Annotated in this window: 13 protein-coding genes; 4 read left to right on the top strand and 9 right to left on the bottom strand. The window is 41.8% G+C overall.

Annotated features, from left to right (window positions below; all coding sequences use genetic code 11):
• Positions 1–385: 385 nt before the first annotated feature.
• Positions 386–886, bottom strand: coding sequence for a fatty acid hydroxylase (locus H6G92_RS14110; RefSeq protein ID WP_190894304.1), 501 nt, complete (start codon positions 884–886; stop codon positions 386–388).
• A gap of 793 nt (positions 887–1,679) precedes the next feature.
• On the opposite strand from H6G92_RS14110, the gene H6G92_RS14105 reads away from it, so the two are divergent.
• On the top strand, positions 1,680–3,221 hold the full coding sequence (locus H6G92_RS14105) for a phytoene desaturase family protein (protein ID WP_190894303.1): 1,542 nt from the start codon (positions 1,680–1,682) through the stop codon (positions 3,219–3,221).
• Here H6G92_RS14105 and H6G92_RS14100 read toward each other — a convergent pair.
• The 4 genes from H6G92_RS14100 to H6G92_RS14085 all read right to left on the bottom strand — a co-directional run bounded on the left by H6G92_RS14100 (position 3,208) and on the right by H6G92_RS14085 (position 7,930).
• Positions 3,208–3,882 (bottom strand): hypothetical protein, encoded by a 675-nt coding sequence (locus tag H6G92_RS14100; protein WP_190894302.1) that lies wholly within the window; start codon positions 3,880–3,882, stop codon positions 3,208–3,210. The two genes, H6G92_RS14105 and H6G92_RS14100, sit on opposite strands and share 14 nt — an antisense overlap.
• A gap of 614 nt (positions 3,883–4,496) precedes the next feature.
• Entirely contained in the window at positions 4,497–4,958 is a 462-nt protein-coding gene (locus H6G92_RS14095; protein ID WP_190894301.1) for a hypothetical protein, read from the bottom strand.
• Between the two features lie 27 nt (positions 4,959–4,985).
• The gene (locus tag H6G92_RS14090) at positions 4,986–6,824 is read right to left on the bottom strand and encodes a bifunctional serine/threonine-protein kinase/formylglycine-generating enzyme family protein (RefSeq protein ID WP_190894300.1); all 1,839 of its coding nucleotides are present in this window, start codon (positions 6,822–6,824) and stop codon (positions 4,986–4,988) included.
• A gap of 296 nt (positions 6,825–7,120) precedes the next feature.
• Positions 7,121–7,930 (bottom strand): ABC transporter permease, encoded by an 810-nt coding sequence (locus H6G92_RS14085; RefSeq protein ID WP_190894299.1) that lies wholly within the window; start codon positions 7,928–7,930, stop codon positions 7,121–7,123.
• A gap of 681 nt (positions 7,931–8,611) precedes the next feature.
• Here H6G92_RS14085 and H6G92_RS14080 point away from each other — a divergent pair.
• The gene (locus tag H6G92_RS14080) at positions 8,612–9,697 is read left to right on the top strand and encodes a glycosyltransferase family 4 protein (RefSeq protein ID WP_190894298.1); all 1,086 of its coding nucleotides are present in this window, start codon (positions 8,612–8,614) and stop codon (positions 9,695–9,697) included.
• A 306-nt stretch (positions 9,698–10,003) separates the two neighbouring features.
• On the opposite strand, the gene H6G92_RS14075 is transcribed toward H6G92_RS14080, so the two are convergent.
• The 3 genes from H6G92_RS14075 to H6G92_RS14065 all read right to left on the bottom strand — a co-directional run bounded on the left by H6G92_RS14075 (position 10,004) and on the right by H6G92_RS14065 (position 12,658).
• Positions 10,004–11,296: an ATP-grasp domain-containing protein gene (locus H6G92_RS14075; protein WP_190894297.1), complete on the bottom strand. Its 1,293-nt coding sequence runs from the start codon at positions 11,294–11,296 to the stop codon at positions 10,004–10,006.
• Positions 11,297–11,563: 267 nt separating this feature from the next.
• Positions 11,564–12,436, bottom strand: a complete 873-nt coding sequence (locus H6G92_RS14070; protein ID WP_190894296.1) for an isoaspartyl peptidase/L-asparaginase family protein — start codon at positions 12,434–12,436, stop codon at positions 11,564–11,566.
• An 84-nt stretch (positions 12,437–12,520) separates the two neighbouring features.
• Positions 12,521–12,658, bottom strand: coding sequence for a hypothetical protein (locus H6G92_RS14065; protein ID WP_190894338.1), 138 nt, complete (start codon positions 12,656–12,658; stop codon positions 12,521–12,523).
• A gap of 378 nt (positions 12,659–13,036) precedes the next feature.
• On the opposite strand from H6G92_RS14065, the gene H6G92_RS14060 reads away from it, so the two are divergent.
• Complete coding sequence (locus tag H6G92_RS14060; protein WP_190894295.1) at positions 13,037–14,344, top strand: chloride channel protein; 1,308 nt, start codon at positions 13,037–13,039, stop codon at positions 14,342–14,344.
• Positions 14,345–14,781: 437 nt separating this feature from the next.
• Entirely contained in the window at positions 14,782–14,994 is a 213-nt protein-coding gene (locus H6G92_RS14055; RefSeq protein WP_190894294.1) for a hypothetical protein, read from the top strand.
• A 281-nt stretch (positions 14,995–15,275) separates the two neighbouring features.
• Here the strand turns inward: H6G92_RS14055 and psaB are convergent, their stop codons facing one another.
• Positions 15,276–17,504, bottom strand: a complete 2,229-nt coding sequence (gene psaB, locus H6G92_RS14050; protein ID WP_190894293.1) for a photosystem I core protein PsaB — start codon at positions 17,502–17,504, stop codon at positions 15,276–15,278.
• Between the last annotated feature and the right edge of the window lie 101 nt (positions 17,505–17,605).

The following is a 17,605-nucleotide window of genomic DNA, read 5'->3' as shown; positions in this document are numbered from 1 at the left end:
CATAAAAATCTAGTGGAATATAATAATTTACTAATTAAGACTAGTTTTCCCAAAAAGATGGGCGATATAACAGCAAAGTTGAGCGGTAGCAAATATCTTTAAACTCGGTAGCAGAGGCGTTATTGCGCCTGTGTAACTCGCTTACTTTTTGATGAGTTATAGAAATAACTATATAAAGGCATAGTTTTAAAGCTATGGTCAATTGATGTCTCTTGTTGCGACTACTCGTAAATTGGGAATCAGCTTTTTTGAGTATGTAGGTAACTGCATTTCTAAGACTAGAATAATCCGCTCTTTGGCAAAAAATAAATAGTCTACAAAAAAAGCTGCGATCGCAGCTTTTTTTGGTAATTTTAAAAAGTATTTAGGTAAGCAGTAACTTCAGTTAGATTCGAGAGTAGCGAAAACGAAGTCTGAGTAGCCGAAGCCAGCGTAACCACATTTGTGCAGGCTGTTCAAAAAAGGTGAAGATATCACCGAAACCTAAATTAGTTTTGTGATGATGTAACCAGTGTCTCTCAGGAGTAGTAATAAATAGAATTTGGCATAAAATATTTACAGGCTTTGAAGTTTGCCAACCCAGTACACTTATGTGTCTCCACCATACATGAAGCTGACCAAGCAGTAATCCAGAGATAACGCCGATGGGAGAAAAAGACCACAAGACTACTGCTATGAGTACATAAGGCAAAGCTCCCAAGATACCATCTAAAAGAACCTGGGGATTAAAAGTCAAAATAGCGTAGTGGCGGAAGTCCTTCTTCCAGGAGTGGTGCGTTTTTAAATGAAGGCTACCAAAAACGTGCTCGGGTACATGATAAATAAATGTAGATAAAAAATCACCAAAAAATAGTAATAACCAAGCAACAGCGATAGCCTCAAGCATTTGTACTCCTCAAGAATAGTTAAGAAAACTCCACAGAAAATATGCAAATGTCATACTGTCGGCGTAGACACTTGGTTTTCCGCTATCTATGCAAGCAGAACCTTTGTGTCTCATGGGTCTACGCTTCAGTTAATTTGGCTCAAAGTGTATTTGGGTCAGTTGCAGTTTCATGAATCTCTGATCCTTAATGCAGTAAACAGCAACTTGTTACAACCTCCGATTTAGCTTCTAGCTCTGGGTTAATGGTAGTCATACATCTAAATACCGATTGAAATACAGTATTTTGCCATAGTTACTACACAATCTTCTTACTAAGAGATACAGCGTAAGCAAAGGTTGAGTTAAAGTTAGTACAAATTTAGGTTAAGGACTTCTTCAGTATTGTTAATACTAAATTGATGGTAATTAAGCTACAATTATGACTTTATTCAGCTCTATATAAATAGAAATTATGCCAACATAGCCTGGGTTATTAAGGTGATGAAAACAGGTTTAAAATTAAATTCAAAATTTGGAGTATCTAGAATTAACTAAATGCCATAATAGGCTATAAATCAACCAATCATAGGTAGGGAGTAGCGCGGAGAATAAATATTTCCCTGTGTCCGTGTCTCAATATATCAATTTTCATCAGTCTGCCCGAATCAAGTCTTTAATCTGAAGAACGCAGCACTGGCGGTTTAATATCTATCCTTACTGATGATATTAACCAATTAGAGCAGTTTATGAATGGCGGAGCGAATGATATTATCCAAGTTTCCCCGGCTGTTTTAATTCATGGTTGCAAACATATATGCAAATTACAGATGTAGTTGTTATTGGTAGCGGTATTGGCGGTTTGAGTTGTGCTGCTCTTTTGGCACGGTATGGCTTTGATGTGATAGTCTGCGAAAGCCACTCCATTGCTGGAGGTGCTGCCCATGCTTTTGAGCGCAATGGGTTCAAATTTGACTCGGGCCCGTCCCTTTACTCTGGACTATCTTACAGCCCCTCTGCCAACCCTCTGCGGCAAGTGTTAGATGCAATTGGTTCAGAATTACCATGCGTAACCTACGATACCTGGGGTTGTTCTGTACCAGAAGGTGATTTTGACACCTCGGTTGGTGCGGAGCAGTTTTGTGAAGTGCTGATGAAATTCCGGGGACATGATGCTGTAGCCGAATGGCAGGAACTCCAGCGCGTTATGGAACCATTCGCTAGGGCCGCAACTTCCATACCACCAGCGGCATTACGTTTTGATCTTGGTGCAGCTAGAACTGTAGGCCCATTTGTCCCATCTCTGACAAAACATTTTGCAAATATAATCAAGCTGACGGGCCCCTTTAGCCGGATTATGGATGGCGTTGTTAAAGACCCCTTTACCCGAAACTGGCTGAATTTGCTTTGTTTTCTGCTTTCTGGATTGCCAGCAGATGGCACTAGTGCCGCAGAGGTAGGATTTATGTTTGCGGACTGGTATCGGCCAGACGCAATACTTGAATATCCGATTGGTGGTAGTGGTGCTTTAGTTGACACCCTTGTACAAGGATTGGAGCGTCACGGAGGGAAGCTGATGCTGGGCGCTCACGTGGAGCAAGTGCTTGTAGAAGGTAATCAAGCGGTGGGTGTGCGTCTGCGCGATCGCTCCGAAATTCGCGCAAAACGAGCAGTAATTTCTAATGCCTCGGTTTGGGACACACTGAAGTTACTACCAGAAAAGGCAATACCTAAACAGTACCGCGCTAAACGAGAGGCTACCCCTGAATGTGATAGCTTTATGCATCTACATCTAGGCATTGATGCTCAAGGATTACAGTCAAATTTGCGGTGTCATTACATTGTGGTTAATAACTGGGAATTGGGCATAACAGCACCTCAGAATGTTGTGGTGATATCAATCCCTTCAATTCTCGATCCATCCCTAGCACCACCGGGTAAGCACGTGATTCATGTTTATACTCCTGGTAATGAGCCATATGCTATCTGGCAGGGGATGGATAGAAAGAACCAAGAATATGCCGAACAAAAGCGATCGCGTGCAGAAGTAATGTGGCAAGCGCTACAGCGGATAATTCCAGATATTCGCTCTCGTTGCGAAATCACACTTGTTGGTACACCTCTAACCCACGAGCGTTTTCTCCGTCGTCACCAAGGTTCTTATGGCCCAGCAATTCAGGCTGGAAGTAGTATGTTTCCTGGCCCCAGCACACCTCTACCAGGACTGATGTGCTGTGGAGACTCGACATTTCCTGGCATTGGTTTACCAGCAGTCGCCGCCAGTGGGCTAATTGCTGCAAATACACTTGCACCTGTTAAGAAGCATTTAGCTATGCTTCAAGATATCAGGTGCATTTAATTTTTTGAGTTAAAAACCTAGTTGCCAAGAGAGCCGCACCTGCTGCCAAAGTTGCTAGTACACTGTCAGGTTCAGGTACGGCAGCAACTTGAGCATCAATTCGGGCAGTTCCAGCAAATAAACCAGCTAAGTTAGAGTTTTGCAGAATACCAGCAAACTCTGGAGAAATTAACAATTTAACATCAGGGATGGTTAAATTTTCGCCATCAAATGCTACAGGTTCTGGAATACTCAAATCAAACAAAATTGTATTTAAAGAAATTGTATCTCTTAAAACAAATCCGCTGGCATCTTTGGTAGTACGTCCCGGAGCAAAAGCAATTGAAAACTCACCAACAGTAATTTGATCGTTGAAGGTAACACTACCAGTATGCTCAATTGTACCTGAGAGCGGAGTAAAACTGCCTTCATCGCTGAACATGAAACTGGTGGCTGAGTCGATGTTAAAGCCAACTAAATAATTGCTGGGAATTGGTGCGACTGTATTATTACTGCCTGTCAATTTTAGCCCGATATTTCTAAGAATATCCTCGTGGTCACGATCAATGCTGGTGACTCCAGATATCACTTTAAAAGTTGCAGCTTCTACCTGTATGGGCGCAATTGATATAAAAGCTGCTGTTGTACAACCAAGAATCCCTGCAAACTGAGAAAAACGCATACATATATACTTTTGATGATCTTTCTAGATTATTTTATCTAATAACACGCCATTTACTAATCTAAAAACTTAGTGATAGCCGTTAAATAAACAGCCTTAAAAGAGAAAAAACTACTTTTTTAAAGTTAAGATGAAGTAATCATCAAGTTAATATCAAAATTTAAGTCATACAGTTAGGAAGGTAAGGCTAAGTAAAGGGTGCAAATAAACATAACTGCTGAGGACAGAGCATAAAGTGTGAGGCATAAGGCATTAAGGCTAAAAATGATAAAAATATAGTTATGTTTAATTATGTCCATTTCTAATAACTTAGCTTTCAACTAACCATTATTATGTGGACAAGTATGAGTTTTTCCTTTAATTATTAATAAGTTCAGGTGAAGAATTGAAGTACTTTTTATATCATTTCACTTGAATAATGATACAAATACGTTGCTAGGGGTACAGCAATGCTAATTAGTGTCAACTTAGGTTAAAATCTCCTTTCCAGCCTCTGACTGGAAATGCACTTCATCGGGCTGCTGCCGAAAGTCTTAAGGCGGCAGCCAGAGTCTGGGAAGCAGATAAATTGGATTGCTATAGTTTGATTTATTCTCGCCGACTTACTTCTTGGTTTACAAGCTTGTTCTAATCCACCAGCTGATTTTCTGCAAATTAGGATCTATTTCCTGCCAAAAGCTTGCTGATGAGTCTGCTTCTCTTGCTGCTGCGAGTATTTTATCTATACTGTCGAAGTTTTTTTGAATCACATGTTTATCTAGTTTAGGAATATCTAATTTCAGATATTTTAGACGGTTGGGTAACTCTACTTGCTCTTTTGCTGGCAAGTGGGGAATCTGCTCAACTTGTTCTAGAATTTTATCTACTGATGCAATGACTTCTTTCAGGCTCGGCTTTTTAGTTTGTAATTGTAAATCTTTTTCTTCAAAGGCTTCTTGTTGATTATCTAACTTTACTAGCACTATTTTGACGAAGAAAATATTGTAATCAACTTCGCTAACTTCACCCACTTGATTATGATATTTTCCACTTTTATTTATAAGTACTATGTCACCTTTCTCAATTCTGTCTTTCATAATTTATACAGCCTTTGAATTAAATTGCTAAATAATCTCCTCTACGGAAAATACTACTCTAAAGCCACAAACCCTCAGTCCACCGTCTGACTCATTCCAGCTACGGCTAGCGCTGCGACAAAGTTCTGCATTGAAACTCCAAGAACCACCGCGTAGTACCCGGCGATTAATATCACCGCCAACTTCCCAAGCTGTTCCATCTGAGGGTGCATCACTGTAATTGTTATGCCACGAATCAGCGCACCATTCCCAAACTAGCCCGTGCATATCGTACAATCCAAAGGCGTTAGCGACTTCAAAACTACCGACGTTGGTTGTTTCTTTACGGAATTTGCTTTTTGGTTCGATAGTGCAACTGACTAACTCAGAGGTAATGGTTTCGCCAAAGTGGAAGGATGTTGTAGTTCCAGCCCGACAAGCATATTCCCATTCAGCCTCACTCGGTAAACGATAGTCGCGTCCAGTTTTTGCTGATAGTCTGAGACAGAATTCTACAGCCTCATACCAAGATACATTTTCTACTGGTCTATCTAAACCTTTGAATTTAGATGGATTAGGATTTAAAGCTTGTTTGACTTTGGGTAAAGCTGCTACTACTCTCCACTGTGCTTGAGTTACGGGAAATTTTCCCATAAAAAATGGTTCAACGGTAACTTGATGTCGAGGACGTTCGTCAGCATCTCCTTCAAACTCCGGTGAACCCATCATGTAAGTACCACCAGGAATCGACACCATTTCTAATGTGACAGATTTACCCAATTCTTCGGCAAAGAAGTTTGCATTGCAACTCATGCGGTTTACTTCTCTACCACCTGTGTCTACTGTCACTACGTCAAATTCAAAGGTTTCTAACGGGGGTAATGGTACTATTACTTTTTGTGGTAGCGGCGGTAATATCGTTTGAGACATCGAAACAATTTTTAGAGCAACAGGTTCAATGTTCGATGTTGCAAATTTCAAATCATTGATAACTTCTACTGCTGTTTGATATCTCTCGCTAGGTAGATGTTTTAATAATTTATCTAAAATTTTTCCTAAGTCGTCGCTGATAGTAATACCTTTTTCTTGTAACCGTTCACGCCACAACCACTGAGCATTCATAGCATCATAAATAGGGTCATTAACCTGTCCAGAAGCATCCTGCAAAGGCAAACATCGAGTTAAAAGACGCACGCAAGTTACACCCAAAGCATACAAATCACTACCGTGACAAGCAAATCCAGCCATTTGTTCAGTTGGGGCATAACCAAGGGTATAAATTACTGTAGCTTGTCTTCCTAAACTAGTTTGTGTTACCTGTTTAGCACCGCCAAAGTCAATTAAAACAGGTTTTTTATCACTTGCACGGCGGATAATATTTTCTGGTTTGATATCCCGATGAATGACATTATGAGTATGAATGAATTGTAGAACTGGCAATAAATCAGCTAAAAGTTCCCAAATTTGTGCTTCACCATAGATTTGTTGCTGAACTTCTTGTAACAGGGTTTTTCCTTGAATAAATTCTTGTACGAGATATAAGCTAGCACCTTGTTCAAAGTAAGCAAGTAATCTGGGGATTTGGGTATGATTTTCTCCCAGTTCATACAACCGAAAAGCCTCTTCTTTGAAAAATTCTGCTGCTTTGGTGCGTTGTCCTGTTCCCTGAAACTGTGGGAAAAATTGCTTGATGACGCAAGGCGCATTTAGTCTGTCTACATCTTCTGTAGCATAGGTTCTGCTAAATCCACCTTCACCTAGAAGTCTCAATACACGGTAACGGCTTCTTAGAAGTTTGCCAAAGTTGCTTTGTCCGCAACTCACGCAAAATCTATTGCTATCAGAGTTGAATGGATTTGAGCAATTGGGATTTTGGCAGATTTGCATAATGAGAGGAAAATAGCATCTTCTCCAAAGTTAGCCCCAATATTATCTAATTGAAAACAGTTATGTAGAGAAGCGAACACGGAAGTTTATTCATGTGCCTAAACTTCCTTATAAACAAAGGCTATATGTTTGTTTATATTGGGACGTTTATAAATATTAGTAGATATGAATACACGAGTACAACGGGTGAAGAGACGTTAAATTGCAACGTCTCTTTTAATATAGCTTTTATTTACCACTCGAAAAAGTTCATGGAGAACCAACTTATCTCTAATTTTGATTACCAATTGCGAGTTTTATCTTAAGTTTTTATTCTCTCCAGAAGCGCGAATTAATTCAGCTACAATAGCAGCGATCGCAGATACTGAAATCAACATCACACTCAGCGCGTTAATATCAGGTTTGACTCCTGTTCTAATTCGGCTAAAAATCTCCATTGGTAGGGTGTTAGAACCGCTACCAGCGGTAAAACTGGCAATGAGAAAGTCATCTAAGCTGAGGACAAAGGCTAAGAGACAACCAGCTACTATACCAGGCATTAATTGAGGTAGCAATACTTTGATGAAAGCTTGCGTTGGTGTAGCGCCTAAATCTAGTGCTGCTTCTTCTAAGTGAGGATCTAAATTAGTCAGTCGTGAAGCGACCACAAGTCCTACGTAGGCCAGACAAAACACCACATGGGCTGCAACTATCGTCCATAAACTCAAAGGTATGGCAAACGCTGCTAGACATACTAGGGTAGCCACTGCGATCGCAATATCGGGAATAATCAATGGTAGGTAAGCAATACCCCGATACAATTTCTTACCAGGAAATTCGTAACGCGCCAACCCAACCGCCATCAAAGTTCCCAGCACTGCTGAAATTCCCACTGCACAACCAGCAACTATCATACTGTTTTGCAAAGCTGATAAGATGCGATCGTCACTGAACAACTTGCGATACCAATCGAGAGTGAATCCTTGCCAAGTTGCGCTGTAGGGCGACTGATTGAAGCTATAAAAGCCAAGTACCAGTATGGGCAGGTACATGAACACAAATATCAGCAGTGAGAAAACCGCCTGCCATGAGACACGCGGTTTTTTTAGAGATGGAGAGATATTCACGTTTATATTTGTTTTGTTGATTAGCAAAATAAAATATCACATCTTATGTAATAAGTCAATAATTTAACTCTCTCCTCTCCTTTTTTCGTATTCCCCAATTGTCTAGAGTGAATAGAGAGATTTTAATTCTGGTAATCTCCTTATTCCCTTTTAAGGTGGCTAAGGATGATATGGGTAAAAATTTGGATAGAATTCCTAATCAAGCTTTGGCACTTCTAATTTCAAACTAAGTACTGTACAAGAATCTGTCTTTTAGTCCGCTACGGGTTATCCTCTAGGTACGGAAAGCCGCCCAAAAACTGACTAGACAGTTTCTTCTTTAAATAACATTATAAAATCAAATAATTTGCAGGCAATAATAGAGGTTTTTAGCTTTTTATGACTACTTAACTTAGTTTTGAGCGATTTTAGACAATTATTTTTTCTAAAAAAACTATATTTAAAATTGCACCAGATTACCAAAAATTAATAATTCAGAATGAATTTACCTCTTTAGGAGTGGGTGATTTCCGTACTAGGATAGACAAGAAATATAAAAGAAGCAGCATAAGATTTGAAAGAAATTGTTAATAAGTTTAGTATCTGAAGTTACTTTCTGATGCCAAGTGAAAAAATTACAAGCACTACAACAAAAGAAAGAAAAAACTTCTAATTCAACTTTCATTTTTTAGGAGGTTTGTGATGCGAATAGCTCAAGTAGCTCCATTATGGGAAAGAGTTCCGCCGCCTGCTTATGGTGGCATCGAGCTAGTAGTGGGGTTACTGACCGATGAGTTAGTCCGACGCGGACACGAAGTAACTTTATTTGCGTCGGGAGATTCTATCAGTCTGGCAAAACTAACGTCAGTTCATCCCCGTGCCCTCAGACTCGATCGCACAATCAAAGATTACAGTATTTACGAAATGCTGAATCTGGCTTCGGTGTATGAACGTGCAGAAGAATTTGATATTATTCACTCCCATGTAGGGTATGGGGCACTGGCCTACGCAAATCTCGTCACAACCCCTACGGTTCACACATTGCACGGTATTTTTACCCCTGACAACGAAAAGATGTTTAGTTTTGGGAAAAAAGAACCCTACGTCAGTATTTCCGATGCACAACGAGAACCAAGGCTAGGGTTGAACTGTATAGCAACGGTCTACAACGGAATTGATGTCAGCAGTTATCAGTTTCACTCTCAACCAAAAGATCCGCCCTACCTAGCATTTTTGGGTCGGATGTCTCCTGAGAAAGGAGCGCACTTAGCAATAGAAATTGCAAAACTTGCTGGTTGGCACTTGAAAATGGCAGGTAAGGTCGATGTCGTTGATGTGGAATACTTTGAGAAAGAAATCAAACCACTGATTGATGGGAAGCAAATTGAGTATCTAGGTGAAGCCAACCATGCTCAAAAAAATGCTCTGATGGGAGGTGCAGTAGCAACTCTGTTCCCCATCACTTGGCGAGAACCCTTTGGGTTGGTGATGGTGGAGTCAATGGCTTCGGGTACGCCCGTGATTGCGATGAAACTGGGGTCTACTGAAGAGGTAATTTCCCACGGCAAAACAGGTTTCCTCTGCAATGATATTCAAGAGTGCATTAGTGCCATTGATCGGGTAATAGAGTTAGACCGCTATGCCTGTCGCCAGCATGTCGAAAATCTTTTCAGCATTGCGCACATGACTGATGGCTATGAGGCGGTTTATCAACAAATTCTAGCAAAGCGATTTTCTCAGAATGGGCGTTTACGCAGTTTAATTAGTTTAGCTAGCGATCACATTTAACTAAGTAGAATACAAACCATCATAGGGACGCAACATCTGTCATTGTTATCAACTTAACGTCAAAACCAGTTTAGGCAGAGATTTGAGAGATTGCTTGCGATCTGGATTTCCTATAAATTCCTTAGTGACTTCCAGTTAAAAAAATATCCCATCTTAGGGACGCAAGGTCTTGCGCCCCTACAGGTGTACCTCACGTATTTTTTCCTTTTTATAAAACTAAGTTAATCACTTTATAACTTCAGCAAAGAACAGCAGTTTTTACGATAAATAAGACTTCTTAACGCCAAAGATCAACAGTAGTGCTGTTTAAGGGAGCCATTGTAATCCCTTATTCTGTAATTTCTCCTCAATATGCTGCATTTCCTGGATAGTTTCTCCAGTAACGATCGCATAAATTTCAGTGTAGATTTTTCCGTATTTGGCTTTCTCTAAAGCTGACAGGATGATCAAGTCCTTGCGATCTAGTTCTGGTTTTAAGGTCACTAAAATTGAATCTAGCGTTCCTTCCATGCGGTAGTCGCTGGAATATTTAGCTACTCCTTTTCCTAGTCCTAATAGGGTATTACGCTGCAAGCACAACGGAGTCGATCCATTGACTCGGAAATTAGCATCTATCGCATAAAATTGTCCGTCTTGGTCTTCCAGTACATCAAAGCCAATCACACCGAAATAACCTTGTTTGTGAGCATACTGACCAAGGTTGGCAATCATCTCAAAGAACTTGCTCATGTCAGTTTTGTGGTAGTCAATTAGTCCGCCTAAATAGTTGCCTTCTGGAGTTACGAGTTGGCCAGTAGTACCGATGAGGGTTATCTCTCCCGCCTTGTTTATATAGAACTGCACGCAGTAATTCTGTACTTCATTCTTGACGAACTCCGAGACAATAATCGTATCGAGCAACTTAATATCAAGATATTTCTTGATTTCTTCAAAACAGTAGTTCAAATCGCTGAAACTTTTGATGATATAAGTACCTTCTCCTGAGAGTCCGTGCGAGGTTTTAATTAAATAGGGGAATTCTGGTAACTGAATGTCTTCGAGATTGGTTTGGTGCAGATTGTAGCTCTTGTATTTCGGACATTGCACCCCTAGTTGGTCTAGCGTTACTTTGCTGAGTAAACGGTAATGAGTGTCGGGAGCAACAGCGTGTTTTTCAGGTTTTAGATGATCAAAAGGAAATAGAGTGATGAGTTTGTCAAAGCGATCGCTAAAGGCGTTAGGGCAGCCATCGCTGTGGCTGAGGTCATCCAAATAAGTGGAGCAATCCATCATTTCCATATTGGAGTGGTTGAATCCGAAATGCTCTTGCCAGTAGTCAACCAACGACTTTGGCGGTGGAATAATCACAATTCCTGAAATGCGATCGCCTAATACAGCCAGATTTTTCCAAGGTTCCTTCTGACAAATCTTATCAAAGGAGGTTTTGGTGGCTTCACTACTGCCATCTTGAATAAAATACTTTTTCCGATTGGGATAAGCAGCCCAATTGGCAGTTGCAGGGTAATTTAAAATAAACCCATAAGATGTATCTCTGATATCTTGAGCAAACAGATCAGAAAGAGTACTCCCTTGAAAATAATGAAAGTCGTATTTTGACATCTACTCCTCCGAGAAACCGCATCCACAAATGGATGCGGTTATTTATATAAAACAAGTCTCCTGGATTTGCAAGTAACACCAACTTGAAAAAAAGCTGTATGTTCAAACTTGAAAACTCAGATGTAATTTGGCTTCATTATGGCGGTTCCCATTCAGATGCGGTACAAGATTACATCACCAGGTGTAGGGGCACGGCAGTGCCGTGCCGTGCCCCTACGGGTGTACTCACGTAAATGAGAACGGCTATAATTACGAATTGATATGAGTTCATTTCTTGGTAAAGGCAGCCACTTTGTCTTGTCCTGCGGTCATATAAGCACAAGCCATGTGTGATGAGTTATATGCCCAGCCAACCCGTCCTTGACGATCTATAAGGATGCACCCAGCTTCACCTTTAACCTTAGAAGCCAAAGCGTCAATTGCCATCTGTGCAGCTTCGTCCGGGTGTCTGTCTCCAGTCAAAAAATCGATCGCAGTTTTAGCCAAAACCACGGGAATAATCGACTCGCCATCACCTGTTGTTGAGCAACCGCCGAATTTATTATCAGCGTACAAGCCACAGCCAACAAGGGCACTGTCACCGACGCGGCTAGATTGCTGCTTCGTAGTACCGCCAGTTGAAGTACCAGCAGCGATAATACCGCTAGCATCCAAAGCCACACAACCTATGGTGTTGGGGCGATCAATCACTTTTTGATCTTCCTTCCACTGCTGCCATTGCTCCTCAGCTATTAAGTCTTCTTTTTTACACATTTCGGCACCACAATCTATGGCGAAGCGTTCTGCACCCCGTGCTACTAGCAGCCTGGGTTTTTCATCCATAATTTTTCGTGCAACTGAGATTGGATGACGGATGCCCTGAACTGCTGCGATCGCTCCCCAACTTAATGAGCCTTCCATAATCGCCGCGTCTAACTCCACTTCTCCGTCGCTGTTGAGAGTTGCACCAAGACCAGCGTTAAATGTCGGGTCAGCTTCCAAAACACGGGTAGCTGCTTCCACAGCTTCTGCGGCTGTACCTCCGCTGATTAGCACAGCCCAACCAGCTTCTACTGCTGCTGTACAGCCTGCATTGTTGGCTGCAACTTTATCGTCTGTGATGGTTTTTGCTCCACCGTGAACAATGATAGTCGGTATCATATAATTCCTTCTAGTTACTATGAATTTTGTCGGACTGCGTTCTGCGCTTCGTGCAGCGCCGTAGGCATCGCCTTCACTGGTTCGTCAATTAGTTGGAGCTAAGGCTTGGGCAAATTCTGGCGTAATTAATCTATCTGCTGGCTGATTTTGCTCATAAAGCTGTTGCAGTTGTTTGACCTGACTAGCTTTGATACCCTGAACATTGCCATAAATCTTTTGCATAAAACTAACAATTTACAATTTAGTTTTCAGCTATGTATATTGTTATTTTGGTCTTTTTTAATTGTGATTTAATCTCCCAATAGAAATAAGCAACTTAGTTAGATAATTACCTCAAAAGTAAGCTTTTCTAAAATTATTTATAATCCCATGAAGTATTAACCATGAAACTGTAAACGTGTAAGTTCCACCGTGTGGCGCAAAGCGGCAAGCCATAGGCTACCGCAGAGGCGCAGAGAACGCAGAGAGAAGGAAAAAATAAAAATTGCTTAACTGAACTGGATTGCTTTATAGAAGAAAGATGATTCAGTGAACTCAATAGCCTTTACGATAAAAAACATAATATTCCATATTCTTCGTTTCACAAATAGGAAATAAATAGTGTTACCAAAAAAGCCTACCGCTACCAATCAAACTCAACGCTGGACATTTGCTCAACTTTTTGGACAGGTAAAACGTAATCCCTTGATGATTTCGCAGTGGGTAATCCTCTGGGTAGCTGTGGGCACTGCTGGTGGTCTATTTGCTGCGTTGTACTGGAATGTTTTAGAACTTTTAACTCACCATCTGCAACGATTTGAAGGTTTTAGCCTCCTAATAGCGATGCCACTAGCGGGTTTAGTTATCGGGCTGGTGATTCATTTCCTGGGGAATCCCGGTGAAATTGCCGTGATTGTTGATAATATCCATTTTCGCGGCGGACGCTTAGATGCTCGCAAAAATCCCTCAATGATTCTTGCTTCTCTAATCAGCATATCGGCAGGCGGTAGTGCTGGCCCAGAAGCACCACTAGTACAAGTAACAGGTTCTTTTGGTACTTGGGTTGCCGATTGCCTAAAACTCCAAGGTGAAGACCTCAGAACTATCAGTTTAGCGGCGATGGCGGCTGGCTTCACTGCCTTGTTTGGCGCACCTCTTGGCGGTGCAATGTTCGCTCTGGAGATTTTACACCATGAGCATATTGTGGAATACTACCAAGCCTTGATGCCAGCCATTGTTTCAAGTTGCGCTAGTTATCTGGTATTTGCAGCAATTACACATTTGGGAATTGCACCCACTTGGCATTTTCCCCAGTACCACCTAGACAAGATTGATGATTTTGCGATCGCTATCATATTCGGAATCATTGGGGCGGTGGCGGGATGGATTTTTATGGGCATTTTTCGGGGCTGCGATTACTTGTTTGCTCGAATTCCCGGGCCCATTTATGTACGTACAACATTAGCAGGATTTGGGCTTGGCACTTTAGCAGTTTTATTACCCCTAACCCATTATTTTGGACATGAAGAATTAGAGTCAGTCCTCACTACTAGCTTTGGTGCTGTTTTTCTCTTAACTCTTGCTCTTGGTAAAATGGCTGCCATTAGCCTTACGGTAACTGGTGGGTGGCGGGGTGGATTCATCATCCCCCTGTTTTTCACTGGTGCTTGTATTGGTAAAGCAGTAGCAGTCTTAATTCCGGGGCTTAATCCTGCCCTTGCCATGATTTGTACAATGGCGGCTGTCAATGCAGCCGTAACGCGCACACCTATCAGTACAACTTTATTACTGTCAAAACTGGCTAACTTAAGTCCTTTTACACCAATCCTTTTTGCTAGTTTAATTGGATTTTTTCTCGCGCCCAAAGTTCCCCTGATTGCATCTCAATTGAAGTTACAGAGAGAAGCTACTGAATTAAAGGGTAGTTAACTATGGTGCTGTGTGCCCCTGATCGTACAGCTAACCCAGCCAGTCCCAAAGCAAAAACCTTTTAAAATAAAGCTGAATTTTATTCTGCTAACAAAAAGAGAGGGCATTATGCAAGCGCTGTAAATATTGAAGAACCGATTTCGGTGTGACAAACTTACCTATTTATTCCTGTTTGTCCACTGCTTGAACAGCAAACTGTTTTAACCGTTCTTTCTAATCAAGGGCGGTTTTTAACTTTTTTGTAATACTGTTTCACTTTAATAATAGTGATACAAAAACGTTGGTAGGGTCACAGCAATCCTGCGTCCTTAAGAGAAATCTATATAACTCCAGACTGGATTCTGATAGTTCTGCTATAAGCCTTCTGATAGTGTATTTCTACAAACAAAAGAGTTTAGGCTGGGAGTGTTTAGTTATGAAAATGAGAGGTAATGGTTATGCCTAGTGGACATGCTAGCCATAAAGGCACTTCTGATAAACCCAATGTCAATGCTAATGGAGTAATTGATGATGCTGCTGATAAAACATTAAACCCCGACGATCTCTTGTCCGAAGAACAAACCAACACAGAGATCCATAGAGTCGAAGAAAGTGTTAAGTATCCTCCTGCCACTGAACGCCCAGGTGAAAAATCAAATACTAATACCTGAAATAATTATAGGACTCATATTTGATTTTTGAAATATGCATAGTGGTGTGGCAAGGCTAAAGTTGTGCATTAAATTTATAGTTGATTCAGTCCTAAAGAGCAACTATAAACATTTTCTATTCCAACATTTTAGGCTTGCCAGGCTACTATATATATTTTTTTCAAAAATAAAATAAGTGTAGCAGCCTACTAACAAAGTGCTTTCGATATACAAAAATCCCCCTCTTACCTAATGGTATAGAGGGGGAGATGGCTAAGTCAGAGGATATCTATACAAAAACCTCAACCGAATTTCCCGGCGGTTGAAGCTATAAGGAATGCTGCATAGGTAAGGATGTAGCCAACAGTAAAGTGAGCTAGACCAACTAACCAACCCTGGACAATGGACAGAGCAACAGGCTTATCTTTCCAGTGAACTAAGTTAGCCAACGGAGTGCGTTCATGTGCCCAGACAAGAGTTTCAATTAACTCTTGCCAGTACCCACGCCAGCTAATCAAGAACATGAAACCGGTTGCCCAAACCAAGTGTCCAAAGAGAAACATCCAAGCCCAGACAGACAAATTATTTGTGCCGTAGGGGTTGTAACCGTTAATTAACTGAGCGGAGTTAGCCCAGAGGTAATCACGGAACCAACCCATGAGGTATGTAGAGTTCTCATTGAACTGAGCGACGTTACCTTGCCAAACACCTAGATGCTTCCAGTGCCAATAGAAAGTTACCCAACCAAGGAGATTCAGCATCCAGAAGATAGCAAGATAGAAAGACTGTTCCCAGGAGGAAGTTTGGCAAGTACCGCCCCGGCCAGGGCCATCGCAGGGGAAGGTAAAGCCGAAGTCCTTTTTATCAGGCATCAATTTGGTACCACGAGCATCCAATGCGCCCTTGACACAAATTAATGTGGTGGTGTGCAAACCTAAAGCGATCGCATGGTGAACTAGGAAATCACCAGGGCCAATCGTCAAGAACAGTGAGTTAGTGCCGGAGTTGATCGCTTCTGTCCAGCCTGGTAGCCAGACGTTACCGTAGTTGGGCCAAGCTGTGTAGGCGATACTATCTGGGTTAGATAATAAAGTATTCATCCCATACAACAGTTTCCCGTGAGCAGATTGGATGAATTGAGCAAATACTGGCTCAATCAGAATTTGCTTTTCAGGAGTGCCAAAGGCAACTACAACGTCGTTGTGAACGTACAATCCGAGGGTGTGGAAACCCAAGAATAGCGACACCCAACTCAAGTGTGAGATAATCGCTTCTTTGTGCTGTAGTACACGCTCCAGGACGTTACCTTTGTTCTGTTCTGGGTCGTAATCCCGAACCCAGAAGATGCCGGCATGGGCGAACGCACCAATCATCAGGAAGCCAGCAATGTACTGGTGATGAGTGTACAGCGCCGCCTGTGTTGTGTAGTCCTTACCGATGAAGGCGTAAGGAGGCATCGAATACATGTGCTGCGCTACCAATGATAATGCAGTACCTAACGCTGCCAAATGTATGGACAACTGGAAGTGCAGAGAGTTGTTGTAGGTGTCGTACAGCCCTTGGTGCGGTAAGTTGAATTGACCTTCAGTTTTGATACCAAAGAAATTTCTGGCGTTGAGCATTTCTTTGATGCTGTGACCAATACCGAAGTTAGTCCGGTACATGTGACCGGCGACAATAAAGATAACTGCGATCGCTAAATGGTGATGAGCCATATCGGTCAGCCATAGCGATTCAGTTTGGGGATGAAAACCACCCAAAAAAGTCAGAATTGCCGTTCCTGCGCCTTGAGATGTGCCAAACAGATGCCCTGACGTATCAGGATTCTGGGCATAGACACCCCAATCACCCCTCCAGAAGGGTGCTAAACCTGCTGGGTGTGGTAAGGTAGTCAGAAAATTGTTCCAACCAACATGAACACCGCGAGATTCGGGAATGGCAACGTGAACAAGGTGTCCGGCCCAAGCCAGAGAGCTAACACCAAACAATCCTGCCAAGTGGTGATTCAGACGAGGTTCAGCACTCTTGAACCAAGCCAAGCTGGGACGATACTTAGGTTGCAAGTGCAGCCAACCAGCAAACAAGAACAATGCTGCTAACAGCAACAAGAACACTGAACCCTGGTAGAGATCATTGTTCGTCCGCATCCCGATGGTGTACCACCAGTGGTAGACACCAGAGTAAGCAATGTTAACAGGATAGGGAGCGCCCCCTTGGGTAAAGGCTTCTATTGCTGGTTTACCAAAATGAGGGTCCCAAATCGCGTGGGCGATTGGGCGGATATGCAGCGGATCTTTTATCCACTGTTCAAAGTTACCTTGCCAGGCTACGTGGAACAATAGACTAGATGCCCACAGGAAAATGATTGCCACGTGACCGAAGTGAGTAGCGAAAATCTTTTGGTAAAGATTTTCCTCGGTCATGCCATCATGGCTTTCAAAATCATTTCCCGTAGCGATCGCGTACCAGATCCGACGTGTAGTAGGATCTTGCGCGAGATCCTGGTTAAATTTAGGATATTTTGTGGCCATGCAATTTAATTACATCTCCTTAAACGCTAATCCAAGTTACTAGTTTTAGTGAGCTAGCAACTTTTTACAATTGAATCAGCACCCTTTCAGCCTTAAATTGG

It is taken from the genome of Nostoc foliaceum FACHB-393 (genome assembly GCF_014698505.1).
Classification (GTDB): domain Bacteria; phylum Cyanobacteriota; class Cyanobacteriia; order Cyanobacteriales; family Nostocaceae; genus Nostoc; species Nostoc foliaceum_A.
This window is presented reverse-complemented; position numbering and strand designations above follow the sequence as displayed.

Coding starts and splice junctions, on each gene's coding strand:
- H6G92_RS14100 (WP_190894302.1), bottom strand. CDS start 3,882: ATGCGTTTTTCTCAGTTTGCAGGGATTCTTGGTTGTACAACAGCAGCT.
- H6G92_RS14055 (WP_190894294.1), top strand. CDS start 14,782: ATGCCTAGTGGACATGCTAGCCATAAAGGCACTTCTGATAAACCCAAT.
- H6G92_RS14095 (WP_190894301.1), bottom strand. CDS start 4,958: ATGAAAGACAGAATTGAGAAAGGTGACATAGTACTTATAAATAAAAGT.
- psaB (WP_190894293.1), bottom strand. CDS start 17,504: ATGGCCACAAAATATCCTAAATTTAACCAGGATCTCGCGCAAGATCCT.
- H6G92_RS14090 (WP_190894300.1), bottom strand. CDS start 6,824: ATGCAAATCTGCCAAAATCCCAATTGCTCAAATCCATTCAACTCTGAT.
- H6G92_RS14105 (WP_190894303.1), top strand. CDS start 1,680: ATGCAAATTACAGATGTAGTTGTTATTGGTAGCGGTATTGGCGGTTTG.
- H6G92_RS14070 (WP_190894296.1), bottom strand. CDS start 12,436: ATGATACCGACTATCATTGTTCACGGTGGAGCAAAAACCATCACAGAC.
- H6G92_RS14075 (WP_190894297.1), bottom strand. CDS start 11,296: ATGTCAAAATACGACTTTCATTATTTTCAAGGGAGTACTCTTTCTGAT.
- H6G92_RS14110 (WP_190894304.1), bottom strand. CDS start 886: ATGCTTGAGGCTATCGCTGTTGCTTGGTTATTACTATTTTTTGGTGAT.
- H6G92_RS14065 (WP_190894338.1), bottom strand. CDS start 12,658: ATGCAAAAGATTTATGGCAATGTTCAGGGTATCAAAGCTAGTCAGGTC.
- H6G92_RS14080 (WP_190894298.1), top strand. CDS start 8,612: ATGCGAATAGCTCAAGTAGCTCCATTATGGGAAAGAGTTCCGCCGCCT.